Genomic DNA, 17992 nt, shown 5'->3' with positions numbered 1-17992 from the left:
AGAATCGGGGCATGACCTCTGGGCACGGGAGCGCTGCCCGGTGGCTCCGCTCCCCCGCCCTGCCGTGGGCGGTCGGGGCGTTCCTCGTGCTGCTGGCGTCGGCCGGCAGCTACGGCTACCACCGTGACGAGCTCTACTTCCTCGCGATCGGCGCCCATCCGCATCTGGGGGCCCCGGACCAGCCGGCCCCGGTGCCGCTGCTCGCGCACGCGATCTCGTGGTCGACCGGCGAGTCGCTGGTCGCCCTCCGCGTGCTGCCGGCGCTGGCGATGGCGGCGGTGGTCATCCTGACCGGGGTGCTCGCCCGCGAGCTCGGTGCCGATCGCCGGGCGCAGGGGCTCGCCGCGGCCCTGGTGGCGGTCGGCTCGCTCACCTTCGCGACCGGGCACCTGTTCTCCACCACGACGTTCGACGTGCTCGCGTGGACCGTGATCACGCTGCTCGTGCTCCGCCACCTCCGCGACCCGTCGCCGCGGAGCTGGGTGGTGCTGGGCGTCACCGCCGGGGTGGCGCTCGAGATCAAGGTGCTGGTGGTCTTCCTCCTCGTCGGCCTGCTGGTGGGCGTGCTGCTCACGGCCCGCGACGTGCTGGCGACCTGGTGGGCCCTGCTGTCGGCCGCGATCTCGCTCGCGCTGGCCGCGCCGTTCCTGGGCTGGCAGGCCGCGCACGGCTGGCCGCAGCTCGACCTGGCCCGGGCGATCGCCGAGGGCGGCTCGGGCACCAGCACCGAGCGCGCAGCATTCTGGCCGACCCAGCTCGGGATCATGGGTCCCGCCGGGGCCGCCGCCTGGATCCCGGGACTGGTCCGCCTGTTCCGGGACCCCGCCGTACGCCGGTTCCGGGCGTTCGCCGTCGCGTACGTCGTGCTGGGCTTCTGGTTCACCGTCACCGGCGCCAAGGCCTACTACCTGGCCGGGCTCTACCCGGTCCTGGTCGCCGCCGGGTCGGTGCCGCTGCTGGCCTGGCTGAGGCGGGCGGCTTGGCGACGCGTCGTGGGCGGGATCGTCTTCGTGGCCACGGCCGCGGTCTCCGTGCTGCTGTTCGTCCCCTGGCACCCGGACCCGCCTCCGGCGTTCGTGGTGGACGTCAACTACGACATGGGCGAGCAGGTCGGCTGGCCGATGTACGTCGCCCAGGTGCGCGCGGTCGCCGAGGCTGCGGGCACCGACTCGGTGGTGACCTCGAACTACGGTGAGGCGGGCGCCCTGGTCCGCTACGCGCCCTCGCTCGACGTGTCCAGCGGGCACAACGGCTTCTGGTACCTCGGCGGTCCGGATCGGCGCGACGTGCTGGTGCTGGTGGGCGTCGACCCGGCCACCGCCGGGCGCTGGTGCGACGAGGCCACTCTTGCCCGCCGCCTCGAGAACGTCGAGGACGTCGACAACGACGAGCAGGGCGCGCCCGTGTGGGTGTGCCGCGGGTTCCGGCCGGACTGGACCGACGTGCAGGTCCTCGGCTGAAACGGGCGATCCCCGGGACCGTCCGCCCCGGCTAGCGTGCCCGTGTGGCCACATCCGAACCGGAGCCGCCGACCGACGGCATCCCCGAGCAGACGATCAACCGCAACTGGACCGAGCTGGTCCAGGAGCTGCGGTCGACTCAGACCGGTGTGCAGGTGCTCACCGGCTTCCTGCTCGCGGTGCCGTTCACCGACAAGTTCGACACCCTCGACGACGTCGAGCGGACGGCGTACCTGGTCGTGCTGGGCTGCGCGGTCAGCGCCACGATGGCGGTGCTGGCCCCGATCGCCTACCACCGGATCCTGTTCCGCCGCGGCCGACGGCCGTGGCTGGTCGAGACCGCCAACCGGATCGCGCGCACCGGACTGGTGCTGGCCGCGCTCACGATGTGCGGCGTGGTCTTCCTCGCCTTCGACCTCACCCTCGGCCGCACCGCCGGGGTCGTCGCCTCGGCCGCCGCCTTCCTCGGCTACCTGCTGCTGTGGGTGGTCGTCCCGCTGCGTGCTCATCCGCCGGCGGGCTGGAAGTGAACCGGCCGTCCCGTCGGCCCGAGCGGACGGATTCGCCGGTCCCGGTTTGGGGCGTACCTTGGGCACATGACCGAGCGTTCCTCCGGCGACGAGCGCGACGAGCGCGGCGTCGAGCGGGACCGGCGGGCCGAGGCCAGGGACACCCGGAGCAGCCTGCGCGACGAGGAGGCCACGAACCGCGACGCCCGGGCCCGGGAGCGCGACACGAGAGCCCGACAGCGTGAGCAGGCGGTGCGAGACCGGCTGTGGGCCGAGGAGGTGTCGGCCTCGTCGGACGAGGTGCGCAAGCGCGCCACGCGGCGGCGGGCCCGCAGCCAGTCCGTCTACCAGCAGGCGTTGATCGACCTCGAGGTCGCCCGGTCGGAGGCCGACTGGGTGCGACAGGAGCTCCGGGGGTTTCTCGACGACTCGCGCGGACAGCGGCGACAGGCGGAGCACGACCGGCGAGAGACCGAACGGGACCGCTCCGCCGCCAGGACCGATCGCGCAGCGGCCGCCGAGGACCGGAGCTCCTCGGAGCAGGACCGGCGATCCAGCGCTGCGGACCGGGACCAGGTCGAGATCGACTCCCAGCTCGCCCCCACGGACTCCTCGGCGCCCGGCGCCGACGGTGGGTGACCGGACAATTCAGAGGATCGGGCGGTCGGTCGCGGCAGGGACGTGGCCGCGCCGGTGCCCCGCGACGGCATCGCCGAGCGGGAGCTGGCTGGTCTGCTCCTGTGAACGAAGTTGGCTCGAAGACGCCATGGCCGTCGATCCGGCCCGGGTCTAGCGTCGAAGGCGTTCCCCCACACCAACAGCCCGAGGAGGGTTGCGATGAAGTACGTCATCAGCTGGACCCCACGAGCGAGCCTCACGGAAGAGAGCGTCGCCCGCAGCCTCCAGGTATTCGGAAAGTGGTCGCCGTCGCAAGGCGCTGACTTCAAGGAGTTCCTCGGCCGGATCGACGGCCAGGGCGGGTTCGCGGTGGTCGAGACCGACGACCCGCGACTGATTGCGAAGGACACCGCCCCGTTCACCGCATGGTTCGACTTCGCCGTCCACCCGGTGCTCGAGATCGCGGACACTGCCGCGATCGACACCGAGGCCGTGGCGTTCCTGGCCTCCGTCCAGTGAGGCCCTAGCCCCGCTCCCACCACACGAAGTCGAAGCCCTCGTGGGGCTCGCGCTTCGTCTCCACCCACGCGGCACGGTCCCAGACGGGGTACGTCGTGTCCCCGTCGGGCCGCTGCCGTACCTCGGTCAGCACCTGGTGCGTCGCCCGAGGCATGGCGGCGGCGTAGATCTGTGCGCCGCCGATCACCATCACGTCTCCGGGGAAGTCCTGGGCCAGCGCGATCGCCTCGTCGACGTCGTGGGCGACGAACACCCCGTCGTACGACCAGGTCCGGTCGCGGGTGACCACGACGTTGGTGCGGAACGGCAGCGGGTGCCCGATCGACTCGAAGGTGCGCCGGCCCATCACCACCGTGTTGTCGCGGGTGACCGCGCGGAAGTGCTTGAGGTCCTCGGGGATGCTCCACGGGATGTCTCCGTCGAGACCGATGACGCCGTTCTCGGCCACCGCCGCCACCAGGACGACGCGCTTGGACGCGGGAGTCATACGGCGATCGGCGCCTTGATGCCGGGGTGCGGGTCGTAGCCCTCGACCGAGATGTGCTCGAGGTCGAACGCGTCGAGCTCGGTCACCGACGGGTCGAGCCGGAGCGTCGGCAGCGGCCGCGGCTCGCGGGTCAGCTGGAGCCGGGCCTGCTCGAGGTGGTTGGTGTAGAGGTGGGCGTCGCCGAGGGTGTGCACGAAGTCGCCGACACCGAGCCCGGTCACCTGGGCGACCATGTGCGTGAGCAGGGCGTACGACGCGATGTTGAACGGGACGCCGAGGAACACGTCGGCGCTGCGCTGGTAGAGCTGGCAGGACAGCGTCCCCGGCCCGTCGTCCGACGGGGCGACGTAGAACTGGAACAGCGCGTGGCAGGGCGCGAGCGCCATCTGCGGGATGTCGGCGACGTTCCACGCGCTGACGATGTGGCGACGGCTGTCGGGGTCACGGCGGATCTGTTCGACGAGCTGCCCGATCTGGTCGATGTGTCGGCCGTCCGGGGCCGGCCACGACCGCCACTGGTAGCCGTAGACCGGCCCGAGGTCGCCGTCCTCGTCGGCCCACTCGTCCCAGATCGTGATGCCGCGGTCCTGGAGCCACTTGACGTTGGTGTCGCCGCGGAGGAACCACAGCAGCTCGCCGAACACGCTGCGGGTGTGGATCTTCTTGGTGGTCACCAGCGGGAACCCGGCGGCCAGGTCGAAGCGCATCTGGTGACCGAACACGGACCGGGTCCCGGTGCCGGTGCGGTCGCCCTTCTCGACGCCGTCGTCGAGGACCCGCTGGAGGAGATCGAGGTAGGCCTGCACGCTGTGCAGCCTACGTCGCGGGCCAGCCCGGACCGGGCCGCCGTGCCGATGCGGACACGGCCCGGCTCAGTCCATCCCGCACATCCACCAGCCGTCCCCGAGGTCGACCGGGTGGAGGCAGCGCGCGCCGTACAGGTCCACGCCCCTGGGTGACTCCAGCGGCGACCACAGGTAGCCGCCGGCGTCGTCCGGGGTGCCGATCCACTGCGGGAAGAACATGCCGGTGGGCGTGCGGGACGCCTTGCCGTTGGTGGTCAGCGGGCGGTACCACCCCAGCGAGCTGCCGTAGTAGGCCCGACCGATCGAGACACCCATTGCCTGGTCGTAGAGCGGCTTGTGCGTCTCGAAGTAGGCCCGCGGGGCCAGCACCGACCAGTTGTAGCCGACGAGCACGGCCAGCACGACCAGGCCCGCCGTCGGTGCGCCACGGCGCCAGCCCTCGCGCCAGGCGACGTTGATCGTCGCGAACCCGACGCCGGCCCACAGGGCGCCGCGGACGACGAGATCGAGCAGTGTGAACGAGCCGAACGTGGGAAGTCGGGAGACCTCGACGACGGCGACGACCATCCACGCCACGACCAGCACAGCCGCCGTGACGCGGACCCGTGGACCCGATACCACTGTGGTGCTCACGAGTCCGAAGGTAGGGCCGTGGTTGCATGACGCAGTGCGAAACGCCGACATTCCGGACGACGGCCCGCAGATCCCGTCCGACCGGACACCGGGCATGGCCCTTCTGGTGCTCTCCGGATCCTCCGGCCGGGTGGAGCACGAGCGGGCGCGGGCCCTCTCCCGGCACGGGATCGCTGCCTGGGCGGTGCCGTGGTTCGGCGCCCCCGGACTGCCACCGACCCCGCGCCGGGTGCCGCTGGACGCGCTCCTCTCCTGTCTGGACCGGTTGGCCTCGATCGCCCCCCGGATCGGGGTGCTCGGCACGTCCTTCGGCGCCGAGGCGGCGCTGCTGCTGGCCGTCCGCGATCGCCGCGTCGACGTGGTCGCGGCGCTGGCCCCGACGGCGTACGTCTGGGAGACTGCCGACCTCTCCGACGCCGACCACCCCGTGCGCGACGCCAAGTGGACCTGGCACGGCGAGCCGCTCCCGGGCATGGCGTACGTCGACCAGACCGCGGGCGGCGACTTCCCCGACGCCCGGTCGGTCCACGAGGCGAGCCTGGCCGCCTGCCCCGACCCGGCGGCGTACGAGATCCCGGTCGAGCGGATCGCGGCCCGGGTGCTGGTGGCCGCCGGCGGCGACGACCGGGTCTGGCAGGCGACCGACTTCGCCGAGCGGATCGTCGCCCGGCGCCGGGCCGCCGGCCTGGACACGACGTACGTCGTCCATCCCCGGGCCGGCCACCGCGTGGTCCTGCCAGGCGAGCAGCCCGCTCCCGACCGGCCGGGCTTCCCCCGCGGCGGCACCCCGGAGGCGGACGCCGAGCACGGCCGGGCCACCCTCGACGCGCTGCTCACGCTCGAAAGTCGAGTCGTTCTGTAGACTTGAGCCCATGACGATCGCCACCCTCCCGCTCCCCGACCTCGACCGCGCCGAGGTGGTGGTGCCCGCCCCGGCCCCCGGGCCCGGGAACTGGGCCGGCGCCGCGAGCGCCGTGCTCGTCGACGGCGACGTCTGGCTGGCCTACCGGGTCCGCCGCCCGATCGCCGAGGGCCGCGGCGTCTCGACCGTGGTCGCACGCAGCGCCGACGGCGTCCGCTTCGAGACCGTCACCGAGGTCTGGCGGGACGACTTCGGCGCCGAGTCGTTCGAGCGTCCGGTGGTGCTGCGCCGGCCCGACGGCGGCTGGCGGCTCTACCTCAGCTGCGCGACCCCCGGGTCGAAGCACTGGTGGATCGAGGCGCTGGACGCGGACACCCCCGAGGGCCTGCCTGACGGCACTCGCACGGTGGTCGTCGCCGGGGACGACGAGGTGGCGGTCAAGGACCCGGTGATCGTGGTCGAGGACGGCCAGTGGCACCTGTGGACCACCGAGCACCCGCTCACCGAGGTCGGCCACGAGGACCGCATGCGGACGGCGTACTCCACCTCCGCCGACGGCCTGGCCTGGACCCGCCGGGGCACCGCCCTGCTCCCCCGCGAAGGCGCGTGGGACGCCCGGGGTGCCCGGGTCACCGCGGTGCTCGACCTCAGCCCGCTGATCGTCCTGTACGACGGTCGCGCCCGCGCCGAGGACAACTGGCACGAGGTCACGGGACTGGCCCGGGGCAACGGGACCGGCCTGCTGGTGGCGGACCCGGCCGGGCCGGTGGCCCGGTCGCCGCACTCGGACGGGGCGCTTCGCTACGCGACCGCGGTCCGACTCGACGACGGCCGCACGCGCTTCTACTTCGAGGTCGCCAGGCCCGACGGCGCGCACGACCTGGTCACCAGCGTCAGCGGATGACCCCGGCCGGGGCCTCAGGCCCGGGCGGCGGACCGCCGGCTCTCGAAGGAGCCGCCGTCGCGGTAGCCCTTCCAGTCCTCGAACGACTCCCCGGTGACCCGCTCGAGCAGCTCGATGTCGGGTAGGTGCGGCTCGACCAGCGCCGTGCGCTGCTCGGGGGTGAGCTTGGGCCGGTGGGAGTCGCCGTTGCGGTGCAGCTGGGCGACCAGCGGCTTGCTGACCCGACGCCAGACCTCCGGCGGGAGGAACTGCCCGACGGCGGCGCCGGCCCGGATCACCGGGCCGATGGTGCGGGTCCGCGGACCGTCCTGGACGAACGAGCGCGAGTTGTCGGACGGGATCGTGCTCACCTGCGCCGAGTCGACACCCAGGAACCCGAAGACCCGGTCCAGCGTCGCCGACGGGTCCGAGACCAGCTCGCGGTAGCGCAGCAGCAGCACCTGCTCGCGCGGCACGTGGTCGAGGAGGTCGGCCACCTGGCGGCCGTACATCCCGAGACCCTGGTAGTGCCAGAAGGGCGCCCAGCCGTTGTCGATGCGTTCGGGCTCGCGACGTACCGCCTCGACGATGTCGGCGCGCGGTTCGAGGCCGTCCATCCAGAGGTGCATCCAGTTCGAGTACGCGCGGTCGACCGGGTCGCGCAGGACCGCGATCAGCCGGGCGTGCGGGGCGTCGGCAGCGATCCGGCGGCGGGCGTCGCGGTTGTAGAGGTAGAACGGCGTGCTCTCGCCGCGCAGCGCGCTCTGCGGCGCGTCGGCGAAGAGGTCGAGGTAGCGCTCGCGCTGCCAGATCCACTCCTGGTTGGAGTGCGCGTCACCCGGTCCCTTGTACGCCGGCGGCGGGCTGTCGCCGCACATGTAGTACTTCGGCTCCTTGACCGGGGACAGGAACAGACCCGGGTGCTGGGCCAGCGCCGCGTGCAGGGCGCTGGTGCCGGCCTTGGGCGCGCCGATCAGGAAGAAGTCGGGCGGTCGACGTGCTGACCTCGTCGTCATGCCCCCAAAGTTTACTCACTTACAACAGATTGAGCCAAGGGCCGCACCCGGCCTGATCCCGCACCCGGCCTGATCCCGCACCCGGCCTGATCCCGCAGCCGGGTCAGGGGTGCAGGCTCATCGGCCCGTAGACCACCCGGTCGGCCTCGACCAGGGTCACCGTGTCCACGCCCTGCTCGGCCAGGTCGGTGTAGAACTCCCCCACCCACGACTCCGCGTCCGCCTGGCTGGAGAAGCTCTGCCCGGCCAGCTCGCCGGTGATCGCGACCTCCTCGCCGGAGGCGTCCTGCAGCCGCCACCGCCACGCGCGCGGGACCGCGCTCGACGGACGGAAGGTCGGAGGCTCGTCGGGAAGCTTTGCCATGTGTCGAGACTAACGTCGCGGGCCTTTGACGAAACCGAAGACGCGGTGGCAGATTTCGCGACGTACCACCACATCCCACTCCGGGGAAGCCGGTCCGAAGCCGGCGCTGACCCGCAACCGTAGGCCCCGACCAGGGGTGAGCCGGAACACCGGAGGGGAATGCGGCTCCACACCACCGTCGAGGTCTGCGGAACGGAGCCGGGCTGACGCATCTACGGTCCGGTCCCCGTCTGTGTACCGCACAACAGAAGGGCATCCGCCCCATGCCATCGCGTCACCCCTCCCGACGCGCCGTTCGTACGGCGCTGCTCCCCCTGCTCAGCCTGCTGCTGGCGGGCTTCGTCACGGTCGGCACCTCGTCGACCGCCCAGGCCGCCGACGTCTACCGCTACTGGGCGTACTTCACGGTCAAGGACGGCGCCTTCGTCGCCCAGCAGACCGGTCCCGCCGGCGCCACCCCGAAGGACGGCGACATCGAGGGCTACCGTTGGGCCGCCCCGGCGAACTACGACAAGCCCAACCTCCCCCGCGCCGACCTCACCGAGGTCACCTTCGACGCCGTCTGCGGCGACAAGACCGCGGCCGCCGACGAGAAGCGGGTCGCGGTGCTGATCGACTACGGGGTCGAGCAGGACGCCCCGACCGGCAGCACCCCGCCGGAGCCCGAGGCGCTGTGCGCGGTCGTGCCGGCCAAGGCCAACGGGCTGCAGACCCTCCAGGCGGTCGCCCCGGACGTCCGGACCCAGAAGTCGTCGTTCGGACCGCTGCTGTGCGGCATCAGCGGCTACCCGGCCACCGGCTGCGCGGACGAGAAGGCCGACCAGGGCACCCCGGCCGACGGCGCGCCGGTCGCGTTCACCGGGATCGGTGACGAGAGCCCGGCCGCCGACGGCTCCTCCGACACCTCCGCCGCCTCCACCTCCGACGAGGACGACGACAGCAACACGCCGTTGCTGATCGGCCTCGCGGTCCTCGTGCTCGCGATCGGCGCCGGCGGCTTCGTCCTCCAGCGTCGCGCCCGGGCCAGCTGACCGGCGGACGGACCGGCCCGATGCGCCCCCAGCACCTGATCACCCACCCCCGGGCCCTGCACCCGGGGGCGTGGTGGCTGTGGGCGCTCGGGCTGGCCGCCGCGGCCAGCCGCACCCTCAACCCGGTGCCGCTGGCGCTGATCATCGCCGTCACCTGGTTCGTGGTTAGTGCCCGCAAGTCCACCTCGCCGTGGGCCGCGTCGTACGGCCTGTTCTTCCGGCTGTCGCTGATCGTGATCGCGGTGCACCTGGTCTTCCAGGTGCTGTTCTCCGGGCACGCGCAGGGGCTGACCGTGCTGTTCACGCTCCCGGAGATCGCGCTGCCGGAGGCGGCCGGGATCAAGATCGGCGGCGAGGTCACGCTCGAGGCGCTGCTGAGCGCGTTCTACGTGTCGCTCCAGCTGGCCACGATCTTCTGCTGCATCGGCGCGGCGAACGCGCTGGGCAGCGCCCGACAGCTGCTGCGGTACGTGCCGGCGGCGCTCTACGAGATCGGCATCGCCTGCGTGATCGCGCTGACCTTCGCGCCGCAGCTGGTCGTCGACGCGAAGCGGGTGCGTGAGGCGGCCCGGCTGCGCGGCGGCGACATCGGCCGGTTCCGCCGCTTCGGGCGGCTGGCGATGCCGATCGTCGAGGGTGCCCTCGAGCGCTCGGTCGACCTCGCGGCGGCGATGGACTCCCGCGGCTACGGCCGTACGACGGTCGCGGACCCTCGCGCCCGCCGGGTCACCTCCGCCCTCGTGGTCGCCGGGATGCTCGGTGTGTGCCTCGGCCTCTACGGCCTGCTCGGCGGCGAGGCCGGCAGCTGGATCGGGCTGCCCGCGCTGGTGGTCGGGCTCGGCCTGGTCGCGGTCGCGCTGGTGCTCGGCGGGCGACGCACCGGCCGCACCCGCTACCGCCCCGACCCGTGGGCGCTGCCCGAGTGGCTGGTGGTCGCCTCGGGAGCCACCGCCGCGGTGATGACGTTCTGGCAGGTCCGGGTCGACGCCACGACGCTGGTGCTGGCCTCGCCGCTCGACGTACCGCCGGTGCCGCCGCTGGCCTGCCTCGGCATCCTGGTCGCGCTGCTGCCGGCGGTGCTCGCGCCGCCGTTGCCGCTGCCCACCCACGAGGGGCTGCCCGGACCCGTCCCCGAGGAGGTGGCCGTGTGATCGAGCTGGACCGGGTCAGCGTGACCTACGCCGGCGCCGCCACCGCCGTGCTCTCCGACGTCGACCTGCGGATCCCCGAGGGCGAGATGGTGCTGGTCATGGGCCGCACCGGCAGCGGCAAGTCGACACTGCTGCGGGCGCTCAACGGGCTGGTGCCGCACTTCTCCGGCGGCACCCTGGCCGGCCGCGTCGTCGTCGACGGCCGCGACACCGCCACCCACCGCCCGCGCGACCTCGCCGACGTGGTCGGGTTCGTCGGGCAGGACCCGATGGCCGGGTTCGTCACCGACAACGTGGAGGACGAGCTGGCCTACGGCATGGAGTCGCTGGGCATCGCCCCCGACGTCATGCGCAAGCGGGTCGAGGAGACCCTCGACCTGCTCGGCCTGGCCGGCCTGCGCCACCAGCCGCTCGCCCAGCTCTCCGGCGGGCAGCAGCAGCGGGTCGCGATCGGCGCGGTGCTGACCACGCATCCGCGGGTCCTGGTGCTGGACGAGCCGACCTCGGCGCTCGACCCGCTCGCCGCCGAGGAGGTGCTGGCCACACTGCAGCGGCTGGTGCACGACCTCGGGCTCACCGTGGTCCTCGCCGAGCACCGGCTCGAGCGGGTGGTGCAGTTCGTGGACCGCATCGTGCACGTGCCGGGCGGCGCGCTGCCGGTCGAGGACGGCGCCCCGGCCGACGTGCTCGCCACGACGCCGATCGCGCCGCCGGTGGTCGAGCTCGGCCTCGCCGCCGGCTGGTCGCCGCTGCCGCTCACCGTCCGCGACGCCCGCCGCCGCTCGGTCGACCTGCGCGGGCGGCTGACCGCCGTACGGCCGCCCGAGCACCGGGCGCACGCCGTCAACGGCGAGGTCGCCGCGACGAAGGACCTGGTCGCCGGCTACCCCCGGCGGCCGGTGCTGAACGGGATCACGCTCGGCGTGCGCTCCGGCGAGATCGTGGCGGTGATGGGACGCAACGGCGCCGGCAAGTCGACCCTGCTCCGGTCGCTGGTCGGGCTGCACAAGCCGTCGTCCGGCAAGGTCACCGCGGGAGAGGTCGGGCTGGTGCCGCAGGTCCCCTCCGACCTGCTGTACGCCGCCTCCGTGCGGGCCGAGTGCGCCACCGCTGACCGTGACGCCAAGGTGCCCGGCGGCAGCACCCGCGCCCTGCTCGACCGGCTCTCGCCGGGGATCGACGGCGACCACCACCCGCGGGACCTGTCCGAGGGGCAGAAGCTCTCGCTGGCGCTGGCGATCGTGCTCGTCGCGGCGCCCCGGCTGGTGCTGCTCGACGAGCCGACCCGGGGGCTGGACTACCTCGCGAAGCGCCGGCTGGTCGAGGTGCTGCGCGACCTCGCCGGCACCGGGCACGGGGTGGTGCTCGCGACCCACGACGTGGAGCTGGTCGCCGAGGTCGCCACCCGGGTGGTGGTGCTGGCCGACGGCGAGGTGGTCGCGGACGGCGCCGCCCCGGACGTGGTGGTCTCCTCCCCCGCGTTCGCGCCGCAGGTCGCCAAGATCATGGCGCCGCAGGCGTGGCTCACCGCGGCCGACGTCGCCGGCGCCCTGGCGGAGGCCAGAGCATGAGCGACGTCCGCGCGGTGCGCTTCCACACCGGCGCCACCCTGGCCCTGGTCATCGCGTCGGTGGTGACGCTGGCGGCGTTCGGGTGGCCGTTCGTGCTCGACCCCTCCGGTGGCAGCGAGGCCGGGGCGCACGGCTCCGACGCGCCGTGGGTGTTCGTGCTGGTGCTCCCGCTGCTCGCGGTGATCGTGCTGGCCGAGCTGAACGCCGGCGGCATCGACGCGAAGGCGATCGCACTGCTCGGCATGCTCGCCTCGGTCGGCGGCGCGCTGCGCGCCCTGTCCCCCGGGGTCGCCGGGCTCGAGCCGTCGTTCGCGGTGATCATGCTCGGCGGTCGGGTGTTCGGCCGTGGGTTCGGCTTCGTCCAGGGCTGCCTGACGCTGTTCGTCGGGGCCCTGCTCACCGGCGGGGTCGGGCCGTGGCTGCCGTTCCAGATGATGGCCGCGGGCTGGATCGGGTTCCTGTCCGGCTCGCTGCCGCGGGTGCGCGGGCGCTCCGAGATCCTCATGCTCGCCGGCGTCGGTTTCGTTCTCGGCCTGGTCTACGGCGCGCTGATGAACCTGTGGTTCTGGCCGTTCGGGCTCTACGGCGACGGGCAGAGCTTCGAGCCCGGTGCGGCGGCCGCGGTGAACCTGGCGAACTACGCCCGCTACTACGTGATCACCTCCGCGATCTGGGACGTGTCGCGCGGGATCTTCACGTTCCTGCTCCTGCTGCTGGCCGGGGCGCCGTTGCTGCGCGCCCTGCGCCGGGTGTCACGGCGGGCGGCGTTCGACGCGTCGCCGGCATTCGTCCCGCACGCCTCCCCCGACGCCGTCGCGGAGCCTCGATGAGGACGCTGGTGATCGGCGGCGCCCGGTCCGGCAAGTCCCGGGCGGCCGAGGCGCTGCTCGCCGACACCGCCGGGGTGACCTACGTGGCGACCGCCTACCCCGCCGACCACGACCCCGAGTGGACCACGCGCGTGGTCGCGCACCGGGCCCGGCGGCCCGCAACCTGGTCGACGGTCGAGACCCTCGACCTGGCCGCGCTGCTCACCGAGGACGGCGGCCCGCTGCTGGTGGACTGCCTGACGCTGTGGCTGACCCGGGTGATCGACCGGCACGGCGGCTGGGACGACGACACCTGGGCGGAGACGGCCGAGGACGCGGTCCACGACGAGGTGGACGCGCTCGTGGCGGCGGTCGCCGTGACCCCGCGGGACGTCGTGCTGGTCACCAACGAGGTCGGGCAGGGCGTGGTGCCGGCGACGGCGTCCGGCCGTCGGTTCCGCGACGAGATGGGCGTGCTCAACCTCCGCGCGGCCGACGCGTGTGGCGACGTGCTGTGGTGCATCGCCGGCCGTACTGTCCGCCTGTGAGCGACGCCCTCCGCCTCTGCCTCGGGACCCTGACCGCGCTGCGGGTGCCGGCTCCCACGTCCGTCGACCGCCGTACGGCGGCGCGCGCGATGCTGCTCGCACCCCTGGCCGGGCTGCTGCTCGCCGTACCCCTCGTCCTGCTGCTGCTCCTCGACGTGCCACCGCTGCTGCTGGCCGCGCTGGCCGTGGCCGCGCTCGCGCTGCTGACCCGCGGCCTCCACCTCGACGGCCTGGCCGACACCGCCGACGGGCTCGGGTCCGGTCGCACGGGTGACCACGCGCTCGCGGTGATGCGCCGCTCGGACGTCGGGCCGTTCGGCGTCGTGACGCTGGCGCTGGTGCTGCTGGTCCAGGTCGCGTCGCTGGCGGTGCTGGTCGCGACCGGCACCGGGCCCGGGGTTCTCCTCGCCGCGCTCCTGGTGAGCCGCGGCGTGCTGCCGCTGCTGTGCACCGCGGCGTTCCCTCCCGCGCGCCGCGACGGGCTCGGGGTGTCGTTCGCGGGCGTCGTACCGACCGTTGCGGCCGCCGGCTCGGCGCTCGTCGCCGTGGTGGTCGGGCTTGCCCTGGCCGCCCTGCTGACCGACATGCAGTACCAGGGCCCGCTGCCCCGCAGCACCGGGTACTTCTGGTTCGCCGGCAGCGGCGAGTGGCCGGCGGTCGCGCTGGCAGTGCCGATCGCGGCCGCCGTCGCCGTCGCAGCGGCCCTGCTCCTCGCCCGTCGCTGCGCCGCCCGGTTCGGCGGCCTCACCGGCGACACCTACGGCGCCGGCGTCGAGGTCGCCTTCACCACCATGCTGCTGGTCCCCGCCCTCCTGCTCCCCTGACCCGTCCCCGCCGAGGTGCCCGGTCTTGATGGCCGAGGTGCCCGGTCTTGATGGCCGAGGTGCCCGGGCTTGCAGGGCTGGTTTCGAGACGGGCGCAGAACGCCCTCCTCAACCATCGGTCGCCGCGCGCGGGGTCAGGACTCGCGGACCGAGGTGTCCACGAACGGCGGCTTCACGACCGTGAAGATCTCGCGCCGGCCGCGGACGTCGACGCCGACCTCGGCGCCCTCCTCGACGAAGGACGGCAGCAGCGCCAGGCCGATGCCCTTCTTCAGCGTCGGCGAGAAGGTGCCGGAGGTGACGTCGCACAGAGGTACGTCGGCAGCCAGGGTCACGCTCATGCCCGGACGCGGGATGCCACGGCCGGTGGCCAGCAGCCCGCGCAGCAGCCGCTCCGGCCCCTGCTCGCGCTCGGCGAGCAACACCTCGCGACCCCAGAACCGGTCCTTCTTCCAGCCGACCGCCCAGCCGACCCGGCCCTGGTTGGGGGTGACGTCGAGGGAGATGTCCTGCCCGTGCAGCGGGTAGCCCATCTCGGTGCGCAGGGTGTCGCGGGCGCCGAGTCCGCACGCGAGCAGGCCGAACTCCTCGCCGGCCGCGACCAGCGCGTCCCACAGCTCGCCGGCGACGTCGTTGCGGGCGATCAGCTCGTAGCCCCGCTCGCCCGTGTAGCCGGTGCGGCAGACCACCACGCCGGTGCCGCCGAACTGGGCCTCCTCGAACGACATGTACTCGTGGCCGGTCGGCAGGCCGACCCTGTCGAGCACCTCGTCCGACTTGGTGCCCTGCACCGCCAGGACGGCGTACGTCGTGTGGTGGTCGGTGATCTCGACACCCTCGGGTGCCTCGGCGCGGAGCCGGCGTACGACCTCGGCGGTGTTGGCGGCGTTGGGCACCAGCAGGACGTGCTCGTCGTCCTGGAGGTAGGCGATCAGGTCGTCGACGATCCCGCCGGTCGCGTCGTCGCAGCACAGGGTGTACTGCGCCTTGCCCGGCCGGATCCGGCCGAGGTCGTTGCTCAGCGTGGCGTTGACGTACGCCGCCGCGCCCGGCCCGGTGACCATCGCCTTGCCGAGGTGGCTGACGTCGAAGATGCCGACGGACTCGCGGACCGCGGTGTGCTCCTTGACCACCCCGGTGGCGTACTCCAGCGGCATCGACCAGCCCCCGAACTCGGCGAACTTCGCACCCAGGGCGACGTGCCGGTCGTGCAGCGGTGAGGTGAGCAGCTGTGCATCGGTCATGAGCGTGAACCTACCGTCTAGAGTGCGCTGCGTGACCACGTACACCCTCCGCAGCGCCAGCCCTGCCAAGACCCGTGCCGACGCCGTCGTCGTCGGTGTCACGACCTCCTCGAAGGGGCCGGCTGTGGTGGAGGCGGCGCAGGACGTGGCGGTGGCCTACGGCCGCAGGCTCCGGCCGCTGCTGCAGACCCTCGGCTTCACCGGCAAGGCCGGCGAGACCGCGAAGATCCCGACCTCCGGCACCATCGCCTCGCCGCTGCTCGTGCTGGTCGGCCTGGGCGACGCAGCGAAGGTCGACGCGACCGCCGTACGCCGCGCGGCCGGGGTCGTCGCGAGGACCGTCACGAACGCGGCGTCGCTCGCGGTGGCGCTGCCCGCCGACTCCCCCGAGCTGGTGCGCGCGGTCACGGAGGGGCTGGTGCTGGGCGCCTACACCTTCGACACCTACAAGAAGGACACCCGTCCGGAGAGCAAGCAGCCCGGCGACGTGGTGGTGCTCAGCGGCATCGCCCGGCAGGGCGAGGCCACCGCGGCGTTCGAGCGTGCGCAGCAGCTCGCGACCGCGGTCAACCGCGCCCGGCAGTGGGTGAACCTGCCGGCCAACGACCTCAACCCGCCGTCGATGGCGGACGCGATCGTGGCGCAGCACAAGGAGGTCACCAAGGGCCGGGTCGCCCCGAAGATCGACGTGCAGGTGTGGGACGAGAAGCAGCTCGCTGACGACGGCTGTGGCGGCATCCTCGCGGTCGGCGGCAGCTCGGCGACGCCGCCCCGGATGGTGAAGCTGACCTGGTCGCCCGAGGGCGCGACGAAGCACGTCGCCGTCATCGGCAAGGGCATCACCTACGACTCCGGCGGCTACACCATCAAGCCGCCCGCCTCGATGCTGCACATGAAGGAGGACATGGCCGGCGCCGCGGCGGCCGTGCAGACGCTCTTCCTCGTCGCGCAGCTCGGGCTCCCGATCAAGCTCACGGCGTACGCCCCTCTGGCGGAGAACATGATCTCCGGCGCGGCCATGCGCCCGGGCGACGTACTCACGATCCGCGGCGGCACCACCGTCGAGATGACCAACACGGACGCCGAGGGTCGGCTGATCATGGCCGACGCGCTCGTGATGGCCGCCGAGGAGAAGCCCGACGTCATCCTCGACATCGCCACCCTGACCGGCCACATGGTGGTCGCGCTCGGCGAGCGGGTCGCCGCGATCATGGGCACCGACGAGATCCGCGACGCCCTCGTCGCGGCCGCCGCCGACGCCGGCGAGTCGGTCTGGCCGATGCCGATCCCGGAGGAGATGAACGAGCGGATCAAGAGCTCCAAGGTCGCCGACATCTCCCAGCACGACTGGGTCCGCTGGGGCGGCGGCCTCTTCGCCGCCGCGTTCCTCCGCGAGTTCGTCGACGGCATCCCGTGGGGCCACATCGACATCGCCGGCCCCGGCTTCAACCCGGGCAAGGAGCACGGCTACACGCCGACCGGCGGCACCGGCTTCGGGGTCGCCACGTTGGTGGAGTACCTCGAGTCGTTGCTGGAGGCCTGACGGCCGACTGTCACAAGGCTGCAATTGCAGCCGCATGACACAGCGGTCTTCGCCGGCCAGCGTCACAACCGCGCAATTGCAGCCGGATGACAGGTTCGCAGCCGATTTCTCTGTCGTGCGGCTGCAATTGCGGCCTTACGGCATCGCGTCAGCTCTTCTTCGGCTTCCCCCACCGCTTGTCCCGGACTGCGACGCCGGTCGTGGCCTCATCCTTCAGCTCGAACAAGTCCGTCGCCTTGATGAGGCGGCTGAGACTCGCATACCCGCGATTGCGCGCGTCGAACGACGACTGGTTTGCAATGTGTTGGCCGACGGCACTGACCCGCGCCCAACCACTCTCGTCGGCTGACGCCTGGACCGCCCCTCGCAGCAATCTCACCAACGTGGTGTCGCCCTTGAGCTCCGCAGTCGACGCTTGCAGGGAGCCAGCGGGCACTCCGGCCGATGGGTCATCCGGCTCGTCCAGTTGATCGAGATAGAGGAACCGCGAGCAGGCACTCACAAACGGTGCTGGTGTCTTCTGCTCCCCGAACCCGTAAACGGCCGCACCCTTCTCACGGAGGTGCATGACCAGTGGTGTGAAGTCGGCATCGCTCGACGCAATCGCGAAGGCATCCGGGTGATCGGTGTAGAGGAGCGCCATCGCGTCCACCACCATCGCCATGTCGCTCGCGTTCTTGCCCTTCGAGTAGTCGTACTGCTGCATCGGCTTGATCGCGTGCTCGTGAAGTTGCTCGGACCATTGCTTGAGGTGGCCAGACGTCCAGTTGCCGTAGGCGCGTCGGACGTTGGTCTCGCCGAAAGTCGACAGTTCACTCAAGATGAGGTCGAGCTTTGACGCCGGAGCGTTATCCGCGTCGATCAACAGCGCCACCCGAGGTCTGGGGTCCATCGCCGCAGCGTCCCACGTCGCACGCGCCGGCGTACGTCGATCACGACAACGTCATCCGTTGTGACCGCTCGGACGCCTGGACGACCAGGACGTATGACGTCCCGCGCAACGTCATACGATCCGGTTGCCGGGGCGACTGTTGCCCCGGCGACCAGCTCGTGTGACGTCTCGGCAGTCCGGCCGACAAGACGGGGCACCTCGACCATCCAGACCGGGCACCTC

20 protein-coding genes and 1 riboswitch are annotated in these 17992 nt (G+C 72.6%); of the genes, 13 read left to right on the top strand and 7 right to left on the bottom strand.

Translation table 11 applies throughout. The features are described from left to right. Nucleotides 1-11 precede the first annotated feature (11 nt). The 4 genes from EKO23_RS20010 to EKO23_RS19995 all read left to right on the top strand — a co-directional run bounded on the left by EKO23_RS20010 (nt 12) and on the right by EKO23_RS19995 (nt 3106). The gene (locus EKO23_RS20010) at nt 12-1460 is read left to right on the top strand and encodes an ArnT family glycosyltransferase (protein WP_134720006.1); all 1449 of its coding nucleotides are present in this window, start codon (nt 12-14) and stop codon (nt 1458-1460) included. Nucleotides 1461-1504: 44 nt separating this feature from the next. Beyond that, on the top strand, nt 1505-1990 hold the full coding sequence (locus EKO23_RS20005; protein WP_134720004.1) for a DUF6328 family protein: 486 nt from the start codon (nt 1505-1507) through the stop codon (nt 1988-1990). Nucleotides 1991-2056: 66 nt separating this feature from the next. Beyond that, nucleotides 2057-2608, top strand: a complete 552-nt coding sequence (locus EKO23_RS20000; protein WP_134720002.1) for a hypothetical protein — start codon at nt 2057-2059, stop codon at nt 2606-2608. Nucleotides 2609-2806: 198 nt separating this feature from the next. Further along, nucleotides 2807-3106 carry a DUF3303 domain-containing protein gene (locus tag EKO23_RS19995; RefSeq protein ID WP_134720000.1) on the top strand — a complete coding sequence of 100 codons (300 nt, stop codon included), beginning with the start codon at nt 2807-2809 and terminating at the stop codon, nt 3104-3106. A gap of 4 nt (nt 3107-3110) precedes the next feature. Here EKO23_RS19995 and EKO23_RS19990 read toward each other — a convergent pair whose 3' ends face one another. The 3 genes from EKO23_RS19990 to EKO23_RS19980 all read right to left on the bottom strand — a co-directional run bounded on the left by EKO23_RS19990 (nt 3111) and on the right by EKO23_RS19980 (nt 5032). Beyond that, nucleotides 3111-3593: a dihydrofolate reductase gene (locus tag EKO23_RS19990; protein WP_134719998.1), complete on the bottom strand. Its 483-nt coding sequence runs from the start codon at nt 3591-3593 to the stop codon at nt 3111-3113. Next, nucleotides 3590-4399 (bottom strand): thymidylate synthase, encoded by an 810-nt coding sequence (locus EKO23_RS19985; protein ID WP_134719996.1) that lies wholly within the window; start codon nt 4397-4399, stop codon nt 3590-3592. The genes EKO23_RS19990 and EKO23_RS19985 overlap by 4 nt, the downstream gene beginning before the upstream one ends. A 66-nt stretch (nt 4400-4465) precedes the next feature. Continuing rightward, on the bottom strand, nt 4466-5032 hold the full coding sequence (locus tag EKO23_RS19980; protein ID WP_134719994.1) for a hypothetical protein: 567 nt from the start codon (nt 5030-5032) through the stop codon (nt 4466-4468). 34 nt (nt 5033-5066) lie between these two features. On the opposite strand from EKO23_RS19980, the gene EKO23_RS19975 reads away from it, so the two are divergent. Then, on the top strand, nt 5067-5894 hold the full coding sequence (locus tag EKO23_RS19975) for an acyl-CoA thioester hydrolase/BAAT C-terminal domain-containing protein (RefSeq protein ID WP_134719992.1): 828 nt from the start codon (nt 5067-5069) through the stop codon (nt 5892-5894). 10 nt (nt 5895-5904) lie between these two features. Continuing rightward, a complete protein-coding gene (locus tag EKO23_RS19970) occupies nt 5905-6798 on the top strand; it encodes a glycoside hydrolase family protein (RefSeq protein WP_134719990.1) in 894 nt (297 codons plus the stop codon). A 14-nt stretch (nt 6799-6812) separates the two neighbouring features. Here the strand turns inward: EKO23_RS19970 and EKO23_RS19965 are convergent, their stop codons facing one another. Then, nucleotides 6813-7793 carry a sulfotransferase family protein gene (locus tag EKO23_RS19965; RefSeq protein ID WP_134719988.1) on the bottom strand — a complete coding sequence of 327 codons (981 nt, stop codon included), beginning with the start codon at nt 7791-7793 and terminating at the stop codon, nt 6813-6815. 103 nt (nt 7794-7896) lie between these two features. Then, the gene (locus EKO23_RS19960) at nt 7897-8157 is read right to left on the bottom strand and encodes a hypothetical protein (protein ID WP_134719986.1); all 261 of its coding nucleotides are present in this window, start codon (nt 8155-8157) and stop codon (nt 7897-7899) included. Nucleotides 8158-8240: 83 nt separating this feature from the next. Further along, nucleotides 8241-8308: riboswitch (cobalamin riboswitch) on the top strand. Between the two features lie 112 nt (nt 8309-8420). Here EKO23_RS19960 and EKO23_RS19955 point away from each other — a divergent pair. From EKO23_RS19955 to EKO23_RS19930, 6 genes are read left to right on the top strand one after another with little or no spacing between them, the layout of a single operon-like run. Beyond that, the gene (locus EKO23_RS19955) at nt 8421-9188 is read left to right on the top strand and encodes an SCO2322 family protein (RefSeq protein WP_134719984.1); all 768 of its coding nucleotides are present in this window, start codon (nt 8421-8423) and stop codon (nt 9186-9188) included. 20 nt (nt 9189-9208) lie between these two features. Then, nucleotides 9209-10339, top strand: coding sequence for an energy-coupling factor transporter transmembrane component T (locus tag EKO23_RS19950; RefSeq protein ID WP_134719982.1), 1131 nt, complete (start codon nt 9209-9211; stop codon nt 10337-10339). Beyond that, nucleotides 10336-11910: an ABC transporter ATP-binding protein gene (locus tag EKO23_RS19945; protein ID WP_134719980.1), complete on the top strand. Its 1575-nt coding sequence runs from the start codon at nt 10336-10338 to the stop codon at nt 11908-11910. The genes EKO23_RS19950 and EKO23_RS19945 overlap by 4 nt, the downstream gene beginning before the upstream one ends. Further along, the gene (locus EKO23_RS19940; RefSeq protein ID WP_134719978.1) at nt 11907-12740 is read left to right on the top strand and encodes an ECF transporter S component; all 834 of its coding nucleotides are present in this window, start codon (nt 11907-11909) and stop codon (nt 12738-12740) included. Before EKO23_RS19945 ends, EKO23_RS19940 begins: the two co-directional genes overlap by 4 nt. Further along, nucleotides 12737-13267 carry a bifunctional adenosylcobinamide kinase/adenosylcobinamide-phosphate guanylyltransferase gene (locus EKO23_RS19935; RefSeq protein ID WP_134719976.1) on the top strand — a complete coding sequence of 177 codons (531 nt, stop codon included), beginning with the start codon at nt 12737-12739 and terminating at the stop codon, nt 13265-13267. Before EKO23_RS19940 ends, EKO23_RS19935 begins: the two co-directional genes overlap by 4 nt. Continuing rightward, complete coding sequence (locus tag EKO23_RS19930) at nt 13264-14091, top strand: adenosylcobinamide-GDP ribazoletransferase (RefSeq protein WP_134719974.1); 828 nt, start codon at nt 13264-13266, stop codon at nt 14089-14091. The genes EKO23_RS19935 and EKO23_RS19930 overlap by 4 nt, the downstream gene beginning before the upstream one ends. Nucleotides 14092-14225: 134 nt before the next feature. On the opposite strand, the gene gcvT is transcribed toward EKO23_RS19930, so the two are convergent. After that, nucleotides 14226-15335: a glycine cleavage system aminomethyltransferase GcvT gene (gene gcvT / locus EKO23_RS19925; protein WP_134719972.1), complete on the bottom strand. Its 1110-nt coding sequence runs from the start codon at nt 15333-15335 to the stop codon at nt 14226-14228. A 31-nt stretch (nt 15336-15366) separates the two neighbouring features. Here gcvT and EKO23_RS19920 point away from each other — a divergent pair, with 31 nt between their 5' ends. Continuing rightward, nucleotides 15367-16878 carry a leucyl aminopeptidase gene (locus EKO23_RS19920; RefSeq protein WP_134719970.1) on the top strand — a complete coding sequence of 504 codons (1512 nt, stop codon included), beginning with the start codon at nt 15367-15369 and terminating at the stop codon, nt 16876-16878. Nucleotides 16879-17026: 148 nt separating this feature from the next. On the opposite strand, the gene EKO23_RS19915 is transcribed toward EKO23_RS19920, so the two are convergent. Beyond that, nucleotides 17027-17752, bottom strand: coding sequence for an NYN domain-containing protein (locus EKO23_RS19915; protein WP_246051205.1), 726 nt, complete (start codon nt 17750-17752; stop codon nt 17027-17029). Nucleotides 17753-17992: the final 240 nt, after the last annotated feature.

The sequence above is a fragment of the Nocardioides guangzhouensis genome, from assembly GCF_004519545.1.
In the GTDB taxonomy this organism is placed as follows: Bacteria; Actinomycetota; Actinomycetes; order Propionibacteriales; family Nocardioidaceae; genus Nocardioides; species Nocardioides guangzhouensis.
This window is presented reverse-complemented; position numbering and strand designations above follow the sequence as displayed.